Genomic DNA, 13,257 nt, shown 5'->3' with positions numbered 1-13,257 from the left:
CCACCGGACAAGCCACAGCGGCATCTCGCGGAGTCCGCCCGCCATGGGAGGCGGACGGCGCAGGACGCCATGACGTGGACCGACGGCAGCCTCGGACGGCGACCACGCCCTCCGCCCCGTCTCGGCCCCGTGTCGGGTGACGCTCAGTCCTCTTCCCCATCGTCGCCCGCGACCAGCTCGGGCGCGACCGGGTCGTACAGGCCCCGGTGGGGTGCCTTAGCGGCTGCCCGCTTCCTCGTGAGGGGGGCCGTGTCCATGACGCGATATAGCGTTACTCTTTCCCTCGCACCGCCGCCGCGTGCGCCCGCTCGGAGACGTTCGGACGAGACCAGGACGGAAGCATGTCGGGAGAGATGTCGCCCACCGGGAAGCGCTCCGGCCACGGCTCGCCGCCCGAGCTGCGCGCCTCGCATGCGGACCGGGACCGCGTGGTCGATGTGCTGCGCATCGCGGCGGGGGACGGCCTGCTGACCGCCGAGGAGCTGGACGAGCGCCTGGAAGCCGCTCTGTCGGCGCGGACTCTCAGCGAGCTGACCGCGCTCACCGCTGACCTGCCGCCCGTGTCGGCCACGGCCGGGGTGACGGGAGCAGACGTCAAGGACGTCGTTCGGATCGAACAGGTCTTCAGCGGCGCGGTGGAGCGCGCCGGGCGCTGGGTGGTGCCGCGGAAGCTGGAGCTCGCGGTGACGTACTGCGATGTCACGCTCGACTTCACCGAGGCCGTGATCACGCACGACGCCTTGCGGATCGACGTGAACATGACCGGGAAGACCCTGACGCTGGTCACGCGGCCGGGCGTCGTGGTCGACATCGATGGCCTGCGCTTGGTGCACAGCAGGGTCAAGCACCGTCACACTCCGACGGATCCTGGCACTCCGGTCACTCTGCGAGTGGAGCTCGTCGGTGAGAAGGCCCACGGCCGCGTCGTAGTACGGCCCCCGCGCCGGACGTTCGGACAGTGGCTGCTGCGCAGGCCCGCGTTGCCTGCGTCAGGCGACTGACTCCGTCGTCGGGAACTGCCCCCGAACCCTGCCCGGGGCTCTGTCCGGTGGCGAGCGGGTCAGTCGCCGGCTTCCTCGTCCGGCCCGGGCGCGTCGCCGATGGCGACACGCAGGTCGTGTACGCCTTGCAGGATGTCGATGAGGGCTTCTTCGGCCCCGCTCAGCGCGTGCCGGGTTCCTTCCGTGTCGCCGCGGTCGGCGTGAACCTGCGCGCCGAGCACGTATACGGCGGTCATGACGGCGGCGAAGGCGGCTTCTCGGCCCGGCGGCAGCTCTTCGTCCTCGGGTTCGGAGACCTGCACCGCGGTGCGCTGCAGCCGGTTCGTGAGGACGTTGACCGCCAGCCCGGGATCACCTTTCAGCTGTTCCCCCCAGCCGAGCAACGTCTCGAGGACGTCCTCGATCTCCCCGTCCTCGGTGAGCCGGGTCGCGGCCGTGATCTCGAGCTCCGTCTTCGCCAGCAGCCGGCCCAGGAGCTGCAGACGGTCGTCCTCCTGCGCCGTCTCAGGCCGCCGCTCCGGCTCTGCCGCGGGCTCAGCCGCCAGTGCGGCGAGCGCTGCGCGGATCTGCTCGGCACTTACCGGGTGCTCGCTCCTCATGCTCACGCTTTCAGCTTCACCCAGCGACGCGAGGCTCGCCCGCCCAGCGCGTTCGAGTCCGCGCCGAGTTCCACCACCCAGACCAGCGCGCCACCGCCCGGTCCGCCGAAGCCGCAGGCGACCCTCACGCGCCGGTGACTCCGTCGATCTGCTCCCGGATGAGATCGGCGTGACCGTTGTGACGTGCGTATTCCTCGATCATGTGCACCATGATCCAGCGCAGGGAAACTCCGTGGCCGCCGACGTGTCGCGCTTCCTGCTCGGACAGACGTCCGGAGTCATCCAGCGATGCATCGGCAATCAGCTCACGCCCCCGGGCGATCTCCGTGCGCCAGGCGGCCATCGCCTCGTCGATCCCTCGTTCGGGCTGGAGGGCAAAGCCGTCGAGGTTGCCCTCCCCGAAGACCGGCGGCAGGTCCTGACCTGCGAAGACACGCTGGAACCAGGTGCGCTCGACCTCCGCCGTGTGCTGCACGAGACCGAGCAGCGTCATAGACGACGGGGATGCCGCGGCACGCCGTAATTGGTCGTCGTTGAGGCCCGAGCACTTCAGGGCGAGCGTCGCGCGGTGAAAGTCCAGCCACGCTTCCAGCATGGCGCGCTCGTCGGCGTACGGGGGCGGGACAGGTCGTCCATCCGGTGTCGTAGTCATGAACACACCCTGGCAGCAGATGACCGCGGACGACGACCGCCTTCGACATGCCGCCCAGGACTCGCTACGTCCAGCGCATGCCGATGGCGGACAGTTTCTTGATCCGGTCGGGGGAGAGGGTCGCCGCTCTGCTGCGCTGGTTGCTGATCCACGCGCCCAGTCTGAGCTCCCGGATCTCCCGGCCCTCGTCGGCGGCGCCGTCCCGACGGGCCTCGAGGACGATCCGTTCGACGTGTTTGCGCGGGACTCGGAGGTGTCCCTCGCGCTGGTAGAACTGCTGGGCGGCGGCGTAGTTGAGGGCCCACTTGTCGGCGTGGCTGCGGCGCGGCCCGGGTTTCTCGTCCTCGGCCGCGGGCTCGATGCCGAGGACGTGCTCGCACAGCCACTGCTGCGCGGCGGTGAGCCGGTCCCAGCCGAGCCGCTGGGCGCGCACCCACCGTCCGAGGTCCTCGCCCTGGCGTACGACCTCGCCCGGCGCCATGGGGAGTGTGCCGCCGGCCTCCAGGTGCAGCCGGGCCAGATGGAAGCAGCGCTGCCATGCCACCGGCCAGGCCGGGCACCAGGACGGGTCGATGTCCTCCAGCTGCTCGCGTCGCTCCTGGGACAGCACTCCGGCCGACGCCCCCACCGGCAGGCCCTCGGCATCATCCTGCTGCTCGATCTCCGCGGCCCTGCGCGCGGCGGCCCGCTGGTTCTTCAGCCAGATGCCGACCTTGTACCCCTGGTACGTGGCGTCCAGCGGGGCCAGCAGGTGCCCGTTCTCCTCGGCCCACCCGCGCGCGGCGGCCAGGCCCTCCTCCCAGGCCACGTCGAAGTGGCTCCAGATCATGCCGAGCCGTTCCAGCTGCTCGACGCGGTCGGCGTCCAGCGTCCCGCGGGCGTGGAACCTGCGGGCGTCGGCGATCCACTGCCCCAGCGGGAACCCGGCGAGCGAGGCCGGCCACCCCTCGGCCTCGGCCTCCTGCTCGTCGCGGCCGGGCGCGCGGTAGGTGAAGGGGACCCTCAGGTCACCGTGCGCGCGGGCGTAGAGGGTGGCGGCTTCGACGCCGCGCCGCCAGTGGGCGTGCTCGGGATTGAGGACCCGCAGATTGATGAAGGCGGCCAGCTGGGCGGGGTCACGCGGGGTGGAGAACTTCAGCAGCTCCTGGGCCGGCACCGAAAGCCGGCCGCTTCCGCCGCTGCCGGCGCCCTCGTCCTCCTCGCCCGAGCTGCGGCTCTGCACGCCCCTGACCCGGCTCTGGGCCTGCGGCTGGGCGAGCTGCTCCACGACACGGGCATCGTGGGCCCGGAGCGCCTCCAGGAGCTTGGCGAGGCCGCCGTACGCCCTGCTGGTGAGCATGGAGTCCGGTGTCTCTCCGGGCCCCAGCAGGACGGGTACGACGAGGGAGGCCGTCTTGCCCTCGCCGGGCCGCATGCGCAGAGCCCGGCCGACGGCCTGGACGAGGTCGGGCATGGAGCCGCGTACGTCGGCGAAGTAGACCGAGTCGCAGGTGCGGGTGTCGACACCCTCGCCCAGGACCTTCACGGATCCCAGGAAGCTCTTCTCCACCGCCGTGCCGTCGGTCGCGACGCCCCGGGCGAACTCGGTGAGGACACGTTTGCGGTGGACCGGTGGGTGATCGCCGCACAGCCAGTCGGCCCAGACCGTCCCGGGGTACGGCGCCGGGTCCTGCGCATGCAGCCGTGCGGCGACGTCGGGAAGGCCGGCCGCGAACGCCTCCGCCTCCTTGACCAGGTGGTGGAAGACGAGCGTGCGCCGGAACTTCTCCTCGGCCGACGCCTTCACCAGCGCGGCCTGCAGGGCGGCGAGCCGCGCCCCGCGCACCCGGTCCGAGCGGCCTTCGACGCCCAGGAGCTGGGCGGCCTGCAGCTGGGTGTCGGTGATGTCCAGGCACACGACCTGGTACGGCGCGCAGATCCCCCTGTCGATCGCCTCCGAGAGCGTCAGGGTGTGGCAGCGCGCACCGAACGGCCCGGCAGGGTCGTCCTCCATCGAGGCCACCAGCTCACCCGGCACACCCGGCTCGCTGTCCTCGTCCAGCTGCCACAGCCGGGGCGTGGCCGTCATGTACAGGCGCCGCAGGGCCGGGATGCGGGTGTTGTCGTGGACGACCGCCCAGGGCTTGCCGATCCGCCCGGACGTCCGGTGCGCCTCGTCGACCACGATCAGCCCCCAGCCCGGAAGGCCGGCGGCATGCGCGCGCTCCAGCGTGCCCAGCCCGAGCGAGGCGTACGTGGCGAACACGGTCACCTTGTCGAACGGCCGCACCCAGTCGACCAGCTCGCCCACGTCCGTGGTGTTGGGGAACGCCGCCTCGTCCCCGCGCAGGGAGGACACTCCGATCATCGGCCCCGCACGGCCGCCCTCCCGCCACGCGGCCTCGGTCTGCGCGAGGAGGTCCAGCGAGGGCACGAGGACCAGCACACGGCCGGCCCGCAGCTCCTCCGCGCTGCGCACGGCGACGAGAGTCTTCCCCGAGCCGGTCGCCATGACCACCTGAGTCCGCAGCCCGCGCTCGGGAACGGTGTGATCCGCAGGCAGCTCGAGTGCGCGGAGCACCGCGTCGACCGCCTCGCGCTGATGAGCGCGCAGTGTCTTCGTCACGTTCCCGTCCTCGACGTCCTGGCTTGCGCCTGTGCCTTCAAGAATGCAGGTGGCCAGGTCGGAGGCTAGCGGGTGGTCACGCACGTGCACGGGCCGACCGCGGCGTCCGGGCGGCCGTGCTCCGCGAGGTCATGCCGGTTGCGTCGAACTGCGCGACCGCAGCGGGGATGTGATCATCTCCGGCGGGGAGAACGTCGCGCCGGTCGAGGCGGAGCAGGCCCGGCCGGCCCGCTCAAGGTGCCCCGACTCGTGCCGAGGGTGTCCCGGTCCGCCGTCTCAGATCCTCTCCTCCCCGCGGCCGGCCGGCGTGATCGGCATGGGGTCGGTGAGGTTTTCCGGTGCCGTCGTCCACTCGATGCCGCCTCGCGGCGGGGCCAGCCAGGCGACCGGCGTCAGCGCCGTGCCCTCGGGGGCGATGGCGCGGAGGATCCCGCGCCGTCCTGTCGCGGAGTCCGTCACCAGCTGACCGAGCCAGGGATGGGAGCGGTGCATCAAGCCCGTGGAGGTCACGGCTGCTCCGCGTGGGGACCCGGTGCCAGTGCCCGTCGGCGGGGTGGTGAGGAGCGCTCTGTGGGGGGACATGGTGGTTGCCTTCCATCCGGGGCCGGGACGCGAGGATGTGGAGCGGCGGCGATGCCTTCCCGACAGCCGTGTTCGATTCGATGTGCGGACCGTCGAACATCTGGGCGTACCAACTCCCCACAGCGCGCGGGACGTTGGCGATGGGGGCCTGGACGTTCGGCTGGACCGCTCACGATGTAACTATGCTCGCAGTCGACTTCACGCTGCAACTGCTTCCCTGATAATTTCAGCCAGGCGGTATCCGGTTGGTAACACCGCCAAAGCGCTATGCTGCGCGCCATGGTGACTGTCCGTCAGGGAATGGGGTCTGCGTGATGGAGGGCCGTTCGGGGGCGGGGACCAGCGCGCCGACAGTGCTTCGGATGATCCTCGGTCGGCGACTGCGGGAGAGGCGGCAGAGCGCCGACGTGTCGCTGGAGGACGCTGCCAGGGCCCTGCGGGTGAAGCCGCTGACGATCCGGCGCCTGGAAAAGGCGGAGGTCGCGCTCAAGCCCCTGTATGTGGAGAAGCTGCTGGAGGCGTACGGCGCGGACCGGCAGGAGATCGACGAGTTCGTCGCCCTGGCCGAGCGGGCCAACGAGCCGGGCTGGTGGCACGCCTACCGCGACGTGCTGCCCAGCTGGTTCTCGGCCTACGTCAGCCTGGAGACCAGCGCCAGGACTCTGCGTACCTATGAGCCGCACTACGTCACCGGGCTCCTGCAGACGTACGACTACGCGCGCGCCGTCCTGCGCGGCGGATTCCCGAACGACAGCGAGGAAGACCTCGAGCGGCGCGTCCAGTTGCGGCTGCGCCGGCAGAACCTGCTGGAGGGCAAGGACGCTCCCACGCTGTGGGTGGTGATGGAGGAGGCCGTCCTGCACCGCGTCGTCGGCGGTGCGGAGGTGATGCGCGCGCAGATCGACCGGCTCCTCGAGGCCTCGGAGCTGGAACACGTCAGCATCGACGTCGTTCCCTTCTCCGCGGGCGCCCACGTCGGCGCGTGCGCCCCCTTCACCTACTTCCGGTTCGAGGAGCCGGAGCTGCCCGACGTCGTCTACAGCGAGATCCTCACCGCCTCGATGTACCTGGACCAGCGTTCCGACGTCGCCGCCCATCTGGAAGCGCACAACCGGATGTCGCTGCTGACCTCGTCCGCAGACAGCAGGGCGCTCTTGCAACACATGCGCAAGGAGTACTCATGACCACTAGCCATGGCAGTGTCTACAACGGGATGCCCGCTTCCGACCTCGGCGAGCACGGCTGGGAGTGCCCGTGGAGCGGCCCCAACGGGGGCCAGTGCGTGGAGACCAAGCAACTCGCCGACGGCCGCGTCGCGCTGCGGCAGTCGACGGATCCTTCGGGGCCCGCGCTGATCTACACCACCGCGGAGATCAGCGCATTCCTCGAGGGAGTCAAGAAGGGCCTAGCCGATCATCTGGTGGCCGGCTGACCTCAGCGCGATCGGGAGAAGCCGCCGCCACGAGGCCGAACCCTCGCCCTCAACGCCACGCAACCATCGGAAGGGAAGAGCATGAGCAGCACGTCGGCCTCGCGGGACATCGACACCAGCAGGCCCCACTCCGCACGCATGTACGACTACTACCTCGGCGGCAAGGACCACTTCGAGGTGGACAAGCAGGCGGCCGAGGCCGTCGCGTCCGTCTACCCCGGGATCTTCGTGTGCGCCCGTGAGAACCGGTCCTTCATGCACCGGGCGACTCGCGTGCTGGCGCGGGAGTACGGCATCCGCCAGTGGCTGGACGTCGGCACCGGCATCCCGACCGAGCCGAACCTGCACCAGGTGGCCCAGTCCGTCGTCCCCGACGCCCGGGTCGTCTACGCCGACAACGACCCTCTCGTGCTGAAGTACGCCGAGCGCCTGATGCGCAGCACGGCCCAGGGCCGCACCGCGTACATCGAGGCCGACGTCAACGACCCCGCTTCCTTGCTGGACGCCCCCGTCCTCACCGAGGTGCTGGACCTCAACAAGCCGGTGGCGCTGTCCCTCAATGCCCTGATGCACTTCGTGCCGGACCGGCAGGACCCGTACGGGATCGTCAACCGTCTGCTCGACGTCCTGCCCTCCGGCAGCGCCCTGGCACTGAGCCACTGCACGCCCGACTTCGATCCGGACACCTGGCAGAAGGTCACCGACATCTACGTCAACGCGGGAACACCCGTGCAGTTCCGCACCCGCGCCGCCGTCGCCCGCTTCTTCGACGGTCTGGAACTCCTCGACCCCGGCATCACGCTGGGTCACCACTGGCGTCCCGACCCGCCGAGCGGGGACGCCACCGCGGCCCAGCCGCCCACGGACGCCGAAGTCAGCCTGTGGACGGGTGTCGGCATCAAGCCGTAGCCATCGCAGCGGCGTTTCCCTTCCTGAGCTGTTCCTGCGTGCCGGCACCGCCGGGCGGCCGCCCGGCGGTGCCGCCGTGAGCGGCGCCGGCCAGGCATGCCCCGGTCCGCGGGCCTCCGCGGCGACGGCTCGCACGCCGCGGGAGCCATGGACACCAGGCGATGATCTTGGCGAGGCGCCGGTGCGTCGCTGCCGGCGGCAGTGGGGGAGCGGAACAGTGAGAGGATTAGGAGAGTGACAGCAAGAACCAGTGACATCGAGAAGGCGACCGAGGTCCTGCGCGCCGGGGGCCTCGTGGCTCTCCCGACCGAAACGGTCTACGGCCTCGGCGCCAACGCCGAAGATCCCGCCGCCGTCGCGCGCATCTTCCAGGTCAAGGGACGCCCGCCGTCCCACCCGCTGATCGTCCACATCGGCGGCGCCCAGCACCTGGACGACTGGGTCGCGGACGTGCCCGCGACCGCGCGGCTGCTGGCCGAACACTTCTGGCCGGGCCCCCTCACGCTGGTCCTGCGGCGCGGTCGACGGGTGCCCCTCGAGGCCACGGGCGGACTGGAGACGGTGGCCGTGCGTGTCCCCGACCACCCGGTCGCGCTCGCGCTGCTGTCGGCGTTCGGCGGCGGTGTCACGGCTCCGTCCGCCAACCGCTTCGGCTCGGTCAGCCCCACCACGGCGGACCACGTCCGCGCGGAGCTCGGTGACGCCGTCGACTTCGTCCTGGACGGCGGCCCCTGCGAGGTCGGTGTCGAGTCGACCATCGTCGACGCCACGGGCGAGACCCCGAGCATCCTCCGGCCGGGCGGGGTGACGCGCGAGGACCTCGAAGCGGTGCTGGGCGGCCCGGTCGCGGTGCCCTCGACGAGCCCTGTCCGGGTGCCGGGCCAGCATCCCTCGCACTACGCGCCGCGGGCGCGGGTCGTCCTCGTCGAGCCGGAGAAGGTCGTCATCGAAGCGGAGCTCGCGCAGGAGCTGGGGCACAAGGTCGGCGTCTTCCTTCCCCCCGCCCTCGCCGACACTCCGGTGAAGGCGCACGCCGTGGTGGCGGTCCCCGGTTCGACGGCCGCCTACGCGCAGAGGCTGTACGGGTTCCTGCGCGAGCTGGACGAGCGGGGGTGCGACCTCATCATCGCGTCCTTGCCCGTGGAGGAGGGCCTGGGCCTGGCGATCGCCAACCGGCTCCGCCGCGCCGCGGGACCCCGGCCCTCCTGAGGCGGCGTACCCCCACTGTCGGGGCGGGGCATGCCCGAGCCACCCGCGCACCGGGGCGGTTGTGGCGCTTCGACCAGATTTTGGTCAAGGTGTGTCCATTCCGTGGGTGTGTTCCGCGAGTCCGGGCAGACTGGGGCGCGGAGGGGGGAAGTCCTGCGCCGGCGACGGCCCAGCAGGGCGTCCCGAGGTGACGCGCCGCCCTGGGGAGGGGCGGCGGTCGATCGGTGGGGGATGCATGACGCAGTCGCTTTCCGGGCAGCGCCCTGCCCGCAGGAGGGTGGCCGACGGCCATCGCGGGCTTCCGTGGGTCGTGGTGGGCGCCGGCCCCTACGGGCTGTCGGTGGCGGCGCATCTACGGGCCGCCGGAGTCCCCGTGCGGGTCTACGGCGAGGTCATGGGCAGCTGGCGGCATGCGATGGCCACCGGCATGTTCCTCAAGTCCACCCCGGACGCCGTGGATCTGTCGGCCCCGGAGCCCGGCGGTCGGCTCGCGGACTTCCGGCGCCTGCACGGCGAACCGAAGCTGACCGAACTGACGCCGATCCCGTGCGAGGTGTTCGTTCGCTACGGCCAGTGGTTTCAGAAACAGTACGTCGGTGACGTCGATCCGGTCCGCGTCGTGGGCGTCGACCGCGCGGAGGACCAAGGCGCGCTGACCGTCCGACTGGACGACGGACAGCACATCGCGGCGGCCGCCGTGGTGGTGGCCACCGGCCTGAACGGGCTGGCCCACGTGCCCGCCGAATTACAGCGCCTGGCACCCGAGGGGATCGGCCCCGAGGCCCTGGTGTCGCACACCAGCCACCACAGTGACCTCTCCTGCTTCGCCGGACAACGGGTCGCGGTCATCGGGGGCGGCCAGTCCGCCCTGGAGAGCGCCGCGCTGATGCATGAAGCCGGGGCTCAGGTGCAGGTACTGGTGCGGGAGCGGAAGGTCCGGTGGGGAGCGGTCCCGCAGCCGGACAAGCCCATGCCGCGACGGCTCGCCCGGCCCACTTCGCCCCTGGGGCCCGGCTGGACGCTGGCGGCGGTGTGCCGGGCGCCCGGGGCCGTGCGGCGCCTGCCGCCCGCGGCGCGCATGCTGCTGTTCCGGCGGGCGCTCGGACCTTCGGGCGGCTGGTGGCTGCGCGACCGGGTCGAGGGCGTGGTGCCGGTACGCACCGCATGCCGCGTGGTCCGCGCCGAGGCAGCCGGGACGGAGGCACGCCTGGAGCTGGCCGGGCCGCCCGGCGAGCCCGAGACGCTGGCCGTCGATCATGTGCTGGCCGCCACCGGCTACCGGCTCGACCTCGGCACCCTCCCCTTCCTCCTCCCGGCGGTGCTCCGCGACGTCGAGTGCGTACCCGGTTCGAAGGCGCCCCGGTTGAGCAGCCGGTTCGAGTCCTCCGTACCCGGCCTCTACTTCACCGGCTCCCTCGCCGCCCCCACGTTCGGCCCGATGCTGCGCTTCGTGGCAGGAACCCGCTTCGCAGCCACACGCATCGCCGCCGGCGCCCTTCAACGTACGATCCGCCACTGACCGATCAGCGATCGCTCAGCAGCCCTGGACCACGAGGGCAAGGCATGAAAGTCTCGCCGCCGCATTTATTCGCGCGGCGGCTTTCCCACCAGGCCCTCAAAGCGCTTCAGCCCCCTGCTTGCGTCAATCTGATTTGACGGTATCGCTGATTCGGGCGCATGCCGGAGATCAGGTGATTAGATCGCCGTTGTCGTGCGGAGAATGATCACAGGGACGCACTCCAATGGAGGTTGACCATGCGCTTCACCAGGATTTTTGGGCTTGCAGTGAGCAGTGTGCTGCTCGCGGGAATTGCGGCTTCCGGTACGGCTGTGGCGGCGGATTCCGGCGATGTCGTCGTCTTCAGAAATGAATTCGTACCGCTGACCGTTTACCAGAATCCGCACGGCTGCCATAAACTCCCGGTGGACGCGCATGTGCTGACGAACCGCACCGACCGTCCGGTCACGGTGTACGGCGACCCGTTCTGCCTGACCCCCGGCCTCATCGTGCAACCGGGATACGGAGCACACGTGGCGCCCGGCAGCGGCAGCTTCTCCGCCTGAAACGGAAGCGGACAGAACACCTCGGCCGATCAAGCCACCACCCGGATCACCGGGACCCCCCGGATCACCCGAACCCAACCGAACCAGGCGCCGTCCGCCCTGCGTTTCCCCTTCGGACCAGGAGAACTGCTGCACATGACCGTCGACGTCGTCGTCATGGGGCTCGGCCATGTCGGCTTACCGCTCGCCCGCGCCGCGCTCTCGGCCGGCCTCGCCACCGCCGGATACGACGTGTCCGGCACGGTGGTGTCCGGTCTCGCCGAGGGCCGCTCCCATGTCGGCGGCGTCTCGGACGCGGACGTGGCGGCCATGCTGGGCGCCGGTTTCCGCGCCACCGCCGACCCCGCGGTTCTGGACGGCGCGCAGACGGTGGTGATCTGCGTGCCGACCGGGCTCACCCCGCAAGGGTTACCCGACCTGTCCGCGGTGGAGGACGCCTCCAGGGCCGTCGCGGCCCGACTGCGCGCCGGCATGCTCGTCGTGCTGGAGTCCACCAGCTACCCGGGCACCACCGAGGACGTCGTCAGGCCGCTGCTGGAGCACGGCAGCGGCCTGCGCGCGGGCGAGGACTTCCATCTGGCGTACTCGCCCCAGCGCATCGACCCCGGCAACCCCACCTGGGGAGTCGCCAACACCCCGAAGATCGTGAGCGGTTGCACCGCTCTGTGCACCAAGTACGCCACCGCCTTCTACGGGCGGTTCGTCGACCAGCTCGTCGTCGCCCGCGGCACGCGGGAGGCGGAGATGGCCAAACTCCTGGAGAACACCTACCGCTACGTCAACATCGCCCTGGCCGACGAGGTCGCGCTGTTCTGCCACCGGACCGGCATCGACGTCTGGGACGTCCTGCACTGCGCCGCGACCAAACCCTTCGGTTTCGCACCGTTCACCCCCGGCCCCGGCGTCGGCGGGCACTGCATCCCCGTCGATCCCCGCTATCTGGCCGCGCGGGCCGAGGCCCAGGGCTTCCCCTTCCGCATGCTGGCGGCCGCGCAGGAAGTCCTCACCCGGATGCCGCGGCATGTCGTGGACCGGACCCTGGCCCTGCTCGGTGAGGCCCGCGGCCGGACCGAGGACGCACGCGCCCTCCTGCTCGGCGTCACCTACAAGGCCGACGTGGCCGACGTACGGGAGACACCGGCGAGACCGGTGGCCGCGGGGCTGCTCGCGGCCGGGGTCCGGGTGTCCTACCACGACCCGTACGTCACCGACTTCACCGTGGACGGCCGGCCCCTGCCGCGCGCCACGGATCTGCGTGCCGCCCTCGACGAGGCGGACGTGGCGGTCCTGCTGCAGGACCACGCCTGCTACGCCAGAGAAGCGCTGGGCAGAGCCCGGTGCGCTCTGCTGGACACCCGCGGCAAGGCCGTGGGCAGCAAGGTCACGCTGCTCTGACCCCGGGCGGGCCCTGCGCCGCCCGCACCCTGTCACTCCCTCACCCGGCGCCGCCGTACGGCGCCTTCGGCCGGCGTGCCGCCGGCATCCCCACACTCCGCGCAGCGCACCGCCCTGCGCGGTAGCGGCCCCTGACCAGGCGCCGCGGGCCGTCGTCTCTGCGAGACAAGGCCACCCGAGAAAGCACAGAAGGAGACACCACATGAGCACCGCTGTCGCCAACGACCGTCTGGCCAAGCGTTTCGAGAAGTGGGACACCGACGGCAACGGCGTCCTCGAGCCCAGCGACTTCCAGGGCGAGGCCGCCCGGATCCTCGACAACCTGGGCAGGGACGCCGGCTCCCCGGAGGCCCAGGCGCTCGTGAGCGCGTTCCAGGGGCTCTACGAGCACCTGGCCGACCGCGCCGGCGTCCCCGCCGGGGGCGGCATCAGCCGGGAGCAGTTCCTCAGTGCCACGGGGGACATGCTGTTCAAGGAGGGTGAGGCCGGCTTCAACCGCGCCCTGTCCCCGATCGTCAAGGCGCTGATCGCCCTGTGCGACGACAACCACGACGGACAGATCGACGACCGCGAGTTCCGCGCCTGGCTGACCGCCGTCGGCGTGCCCGCCTCGCAGGCCGGCGACATGTTCCGCAAGGTCGACGCGAACGGCGACGGCCGCCTGTCCGAGGACGAACTGCTGCAGGTGGTCCGTGACTTCCACTTCGGTCGGCTGGAGGTCGAACTCCTCGGCTGAACCGTCTGACACGCTGTGACCCCGGAGGGAGATCCTCCGGGGTCACAGCCCTGTACGGCGCCGGTGGCCGAAC

The 13,257-nt window shown here is 71.2% G+C and carries 14 protein-coding genes; 9 read left to right on the top strand and 5 right to left on the bottom strand.

Annotated elements, in window-relative coordinates; translation table 11 throughout:
• The first annotated feature begins 341 nt into the window (after positions 1-341).
• Positions 342-1,001, top strand: coding sequence for a DUF1707 domain-containing protein (locus AB0950_RS19120; RefSeq protein WP_366779019.1), 660 nt, complete (start codon positions 342-344; stop codon positions 999-1,001).
• 59 nt (positions 1,002-1,060) lie between these two features.
• On the opposite strand, the gene AB0950_RS19115 is transcribed toward AB0950_RS19120, so the two are convergent.
• From AB0950_RS19115 to AB0950_RS19095, 5 genes are all read right to left on the bottom strand, one after another.
• Positions 1,061-1,606 (bottom strand): hypothetical protein, encoded by a 546-nt coding sequence (locus AB0950_RS19115; protein ID WP_366779018.1) that lies wholly within the window; start codon positions 1,604-1,606, stop codon positions 1,061-1,063.
• The gene (locus tag AB0950_RS19110) at positions 1,603-1,728 is read right to left on the bottom strand and encodes a hypothetical protein (protein ID WP_360158675.1); all 126 of its coding nucleotides are present in this window, start codon (positions 1,726-1,728) and stop codon (positions 1,603-1,605) included. The genes AB0950_RS19115 and AB0950_RS19110 overlap by 4 nt, the downstream gene beginning before the upstream one ends.
• On the bottom strand, positions 1,725-2,252 hold the full coding sequence (locus AB0950_RS19105) for a DinB family protein (RefSeq protein ID WP_360572155.1): 528 nt from the start codon (positions 2,250-2,252) through the stop codon (positions 1,725-1,727). The genes AB0950_RS19110 and AB0950_RS19105 overlap by 4 nt, the downstream gene beginning before the upstream one ends.
• 64 nt (positions 2,253-2,316) lie before the next feature.
• Positions 2,317-4,857, bottom strand: a complete 2,541-nt coding sequence (locus tag AB0950_RS19100) for a Helicase associated domain protein (RefSeq protein ID WP_366779017.1) — start codon at positions 4,855-4,857, stop codon at positions 2,317-2,319.
• A 276-nt stretch (positions 4,858-5,133) separates the two neighbouring features.
• On the bottom strand, positions 5,134-5,367 hold the full coding sequence (locus AB0950_RS19095) for a hypothetical protein (RefSeq protein WP_360158666.1): 234 nt from the start codon (positions 5,365-5,367) through the stop codon (positions 5,134-5,136).
• A gap of 383 nt (positions 5,368-5,750) precedes the next feature.
• Between AB0950_RS19095 and AB0950_RS19090 the strand changes: the two genes are divergently transcribed.
• From AB0950_RS19090 to AB0950_RS19055, 8 genes are all read left to right on the top strand, one after another.
• Positions 5,751-6,623 carry a helix-turn-helix transcriptional regulator gene (locus AB0950_RS19090; protein ID WP_360572151.1) on the top strand — a complete coding sequence of 291 codons (873 nt, stop codon included), beginning with the start codon at positions 5,751-5,753 and terminating at the stop codon, positions 6,621-6,623.
• Positions 6,620-6,871 carry a DUF397 domain-containing protein gene (locus AB0950_RS19085; protein WP_360158660.1) on the top strand — a complete coding sequence of 84 codons (252 nt, stop codon included), beginning with the start codon at positions 6,620-6,622 and terminating at the stop codon, positions 6,869-6,871. The genes AB0950_RS19090 and AB0950_RS19085 overlap by 4 nt, the downstream gene beginning before the upstream one ends.
• An 81-nt stretch (positions 6,872-6,952) precedes the next feature.
• A complete protein-coding gene (locus tag AB0950_RS19080) occupies positions 6,953-7,780 on the top strand; it encodes an SAM-dependent methyltransferase (RefSeq protein ID WP_366779016.1) in 828 nt (275 codons plus the stop codon).
• Positions 7,781-8,014: 234 nt separating this feature from the next.
• Positions 8,015-8,989 carry an L-threonylcarbamoyladenylate synthase gene (locus AB0950_RS19075; RefSeq protein WP_360158654.1) on the top strand — a complete coding sequence of 325 codons (975 nt, stop codon included), beginning with the start codon at positions 8,015-8,017 and terminating at the stop codon, positions 8,987-8,989.
• 235 nt (positions 8,990-9,224) lie between these two features.
• Entirely contained in the window at positions 9,225-10,508 is a 1,284-nt protein-coding gene (locus tag AB0950_RS19070) for an FAD-dependent oxidoreductase (protein WP_360158651.1), read from the top strand.
• A gap of 236 nt (positions 10,509-10,744) precedes the next feature.
• On the top strand, positions 10,745-11,053 hold the full coding sequence (locus AB0950_RS19065; RefSeq protein ID WP_360158648.1) for a hypothetical protein: 309 nt from the start codon (positions 10,745-10,747) through the stop codon (positions 11,051-11,053).
• A 135-nt stretch (positions 11,054-11,188) separates the two neighbouring features.
• Complete coding sequence (locus tag AB0950_RS19060; RefSeq protein ID WP_366779015.1) at positions 11,189-12,448, top strand: nucleotide sugar dehydrogenase; 1,260 nt, start codon at positions 11,189-11,191, stop codon at positions 12,446-12,448.
• Between the two features lie 202 nt (positions 12,449-12,650).
• A complete protein-coding gene (locus tag AB0950_RS19055) occupies positions 12,651-13,184 on the top strand; it encodes an EF-hand domain-containing protein (protein WP_360158642.1) in 534 nt (177 codons plus the stop codon).
• Positions 13,185-13,257: the final 73 nt, after the last annotated feature.

The sequence above is a fragment of the Streptomyces sp. NPDC007189 genome (assembly GCF_040703635.1).
Classification (GTDB): domain Bacteria; phylum Actinomycetota; class Actinomycetes; order Streptomycetales; family Streptomycetaceae; genus Streptomyces.
The sequence above is the reverse complement of the archived record's forward strand: the minus strand, read 5'-3'. Positions and strand labels throughout refer to the sequence as shown.

Coding starts and splice junctions, on each gene's coding strand:
- AB0950_RS19120 (WP_366779019.1), top strand. CDS start 342: ATGTCGGGAGAGATGTCGCCCACCGGGAAGCGCTCCGGCCACGGCTCG.
- AB0950_RS19105 (WP_360572155.1), bottom strand. CDS start 2,252: ATGACTACGACACCGGATGGACGACCTGTCCCGCCCCCGTACGCCGAC.
- AB0950_RS19085 (WP_360158660.1), top strand. CDS start 6,620: ATGACCACTAGCCATGGCAGTGTCTACAACGGGATGCCCGCTTCCGAC.
- AB0950_RS19080 (WP_366779016.1), top strand. CDS start 6,953: ATGAGCAGCACGTCGGCCTCGCGGGACATCGACACCAGCAGGCCCCAC.
- AB0950_RS19070 (WP_360158651.1), top strand. CDS start 9,225: ATGACGCAGTCGCTTTCCGGGCAGCGCCCTGCCCGCAGGAGGGTGGCC.
- AB0950_RS19065 (WP_360158648.1), top strand. CDS start 10,745: ATGCGCTTCACCAGGATTTTTGGGCTTGCAGTGAGCAGTGTGCTGCTC.
- AB0950_RS19060 (WP_366779015.1), top strand. CDS start 11,189: ATGACCGTCGACGTCGTCGTCATGGGGCTCGGCCATGTCGGCTTACCG.
- AB0950_RS19055 (WP_360158642.1), top strand. CDS start 12,651: ATGAGCACCGCTGTCGCCAACGACCGTCTGGCCAAGCGTTTCGAGAAG.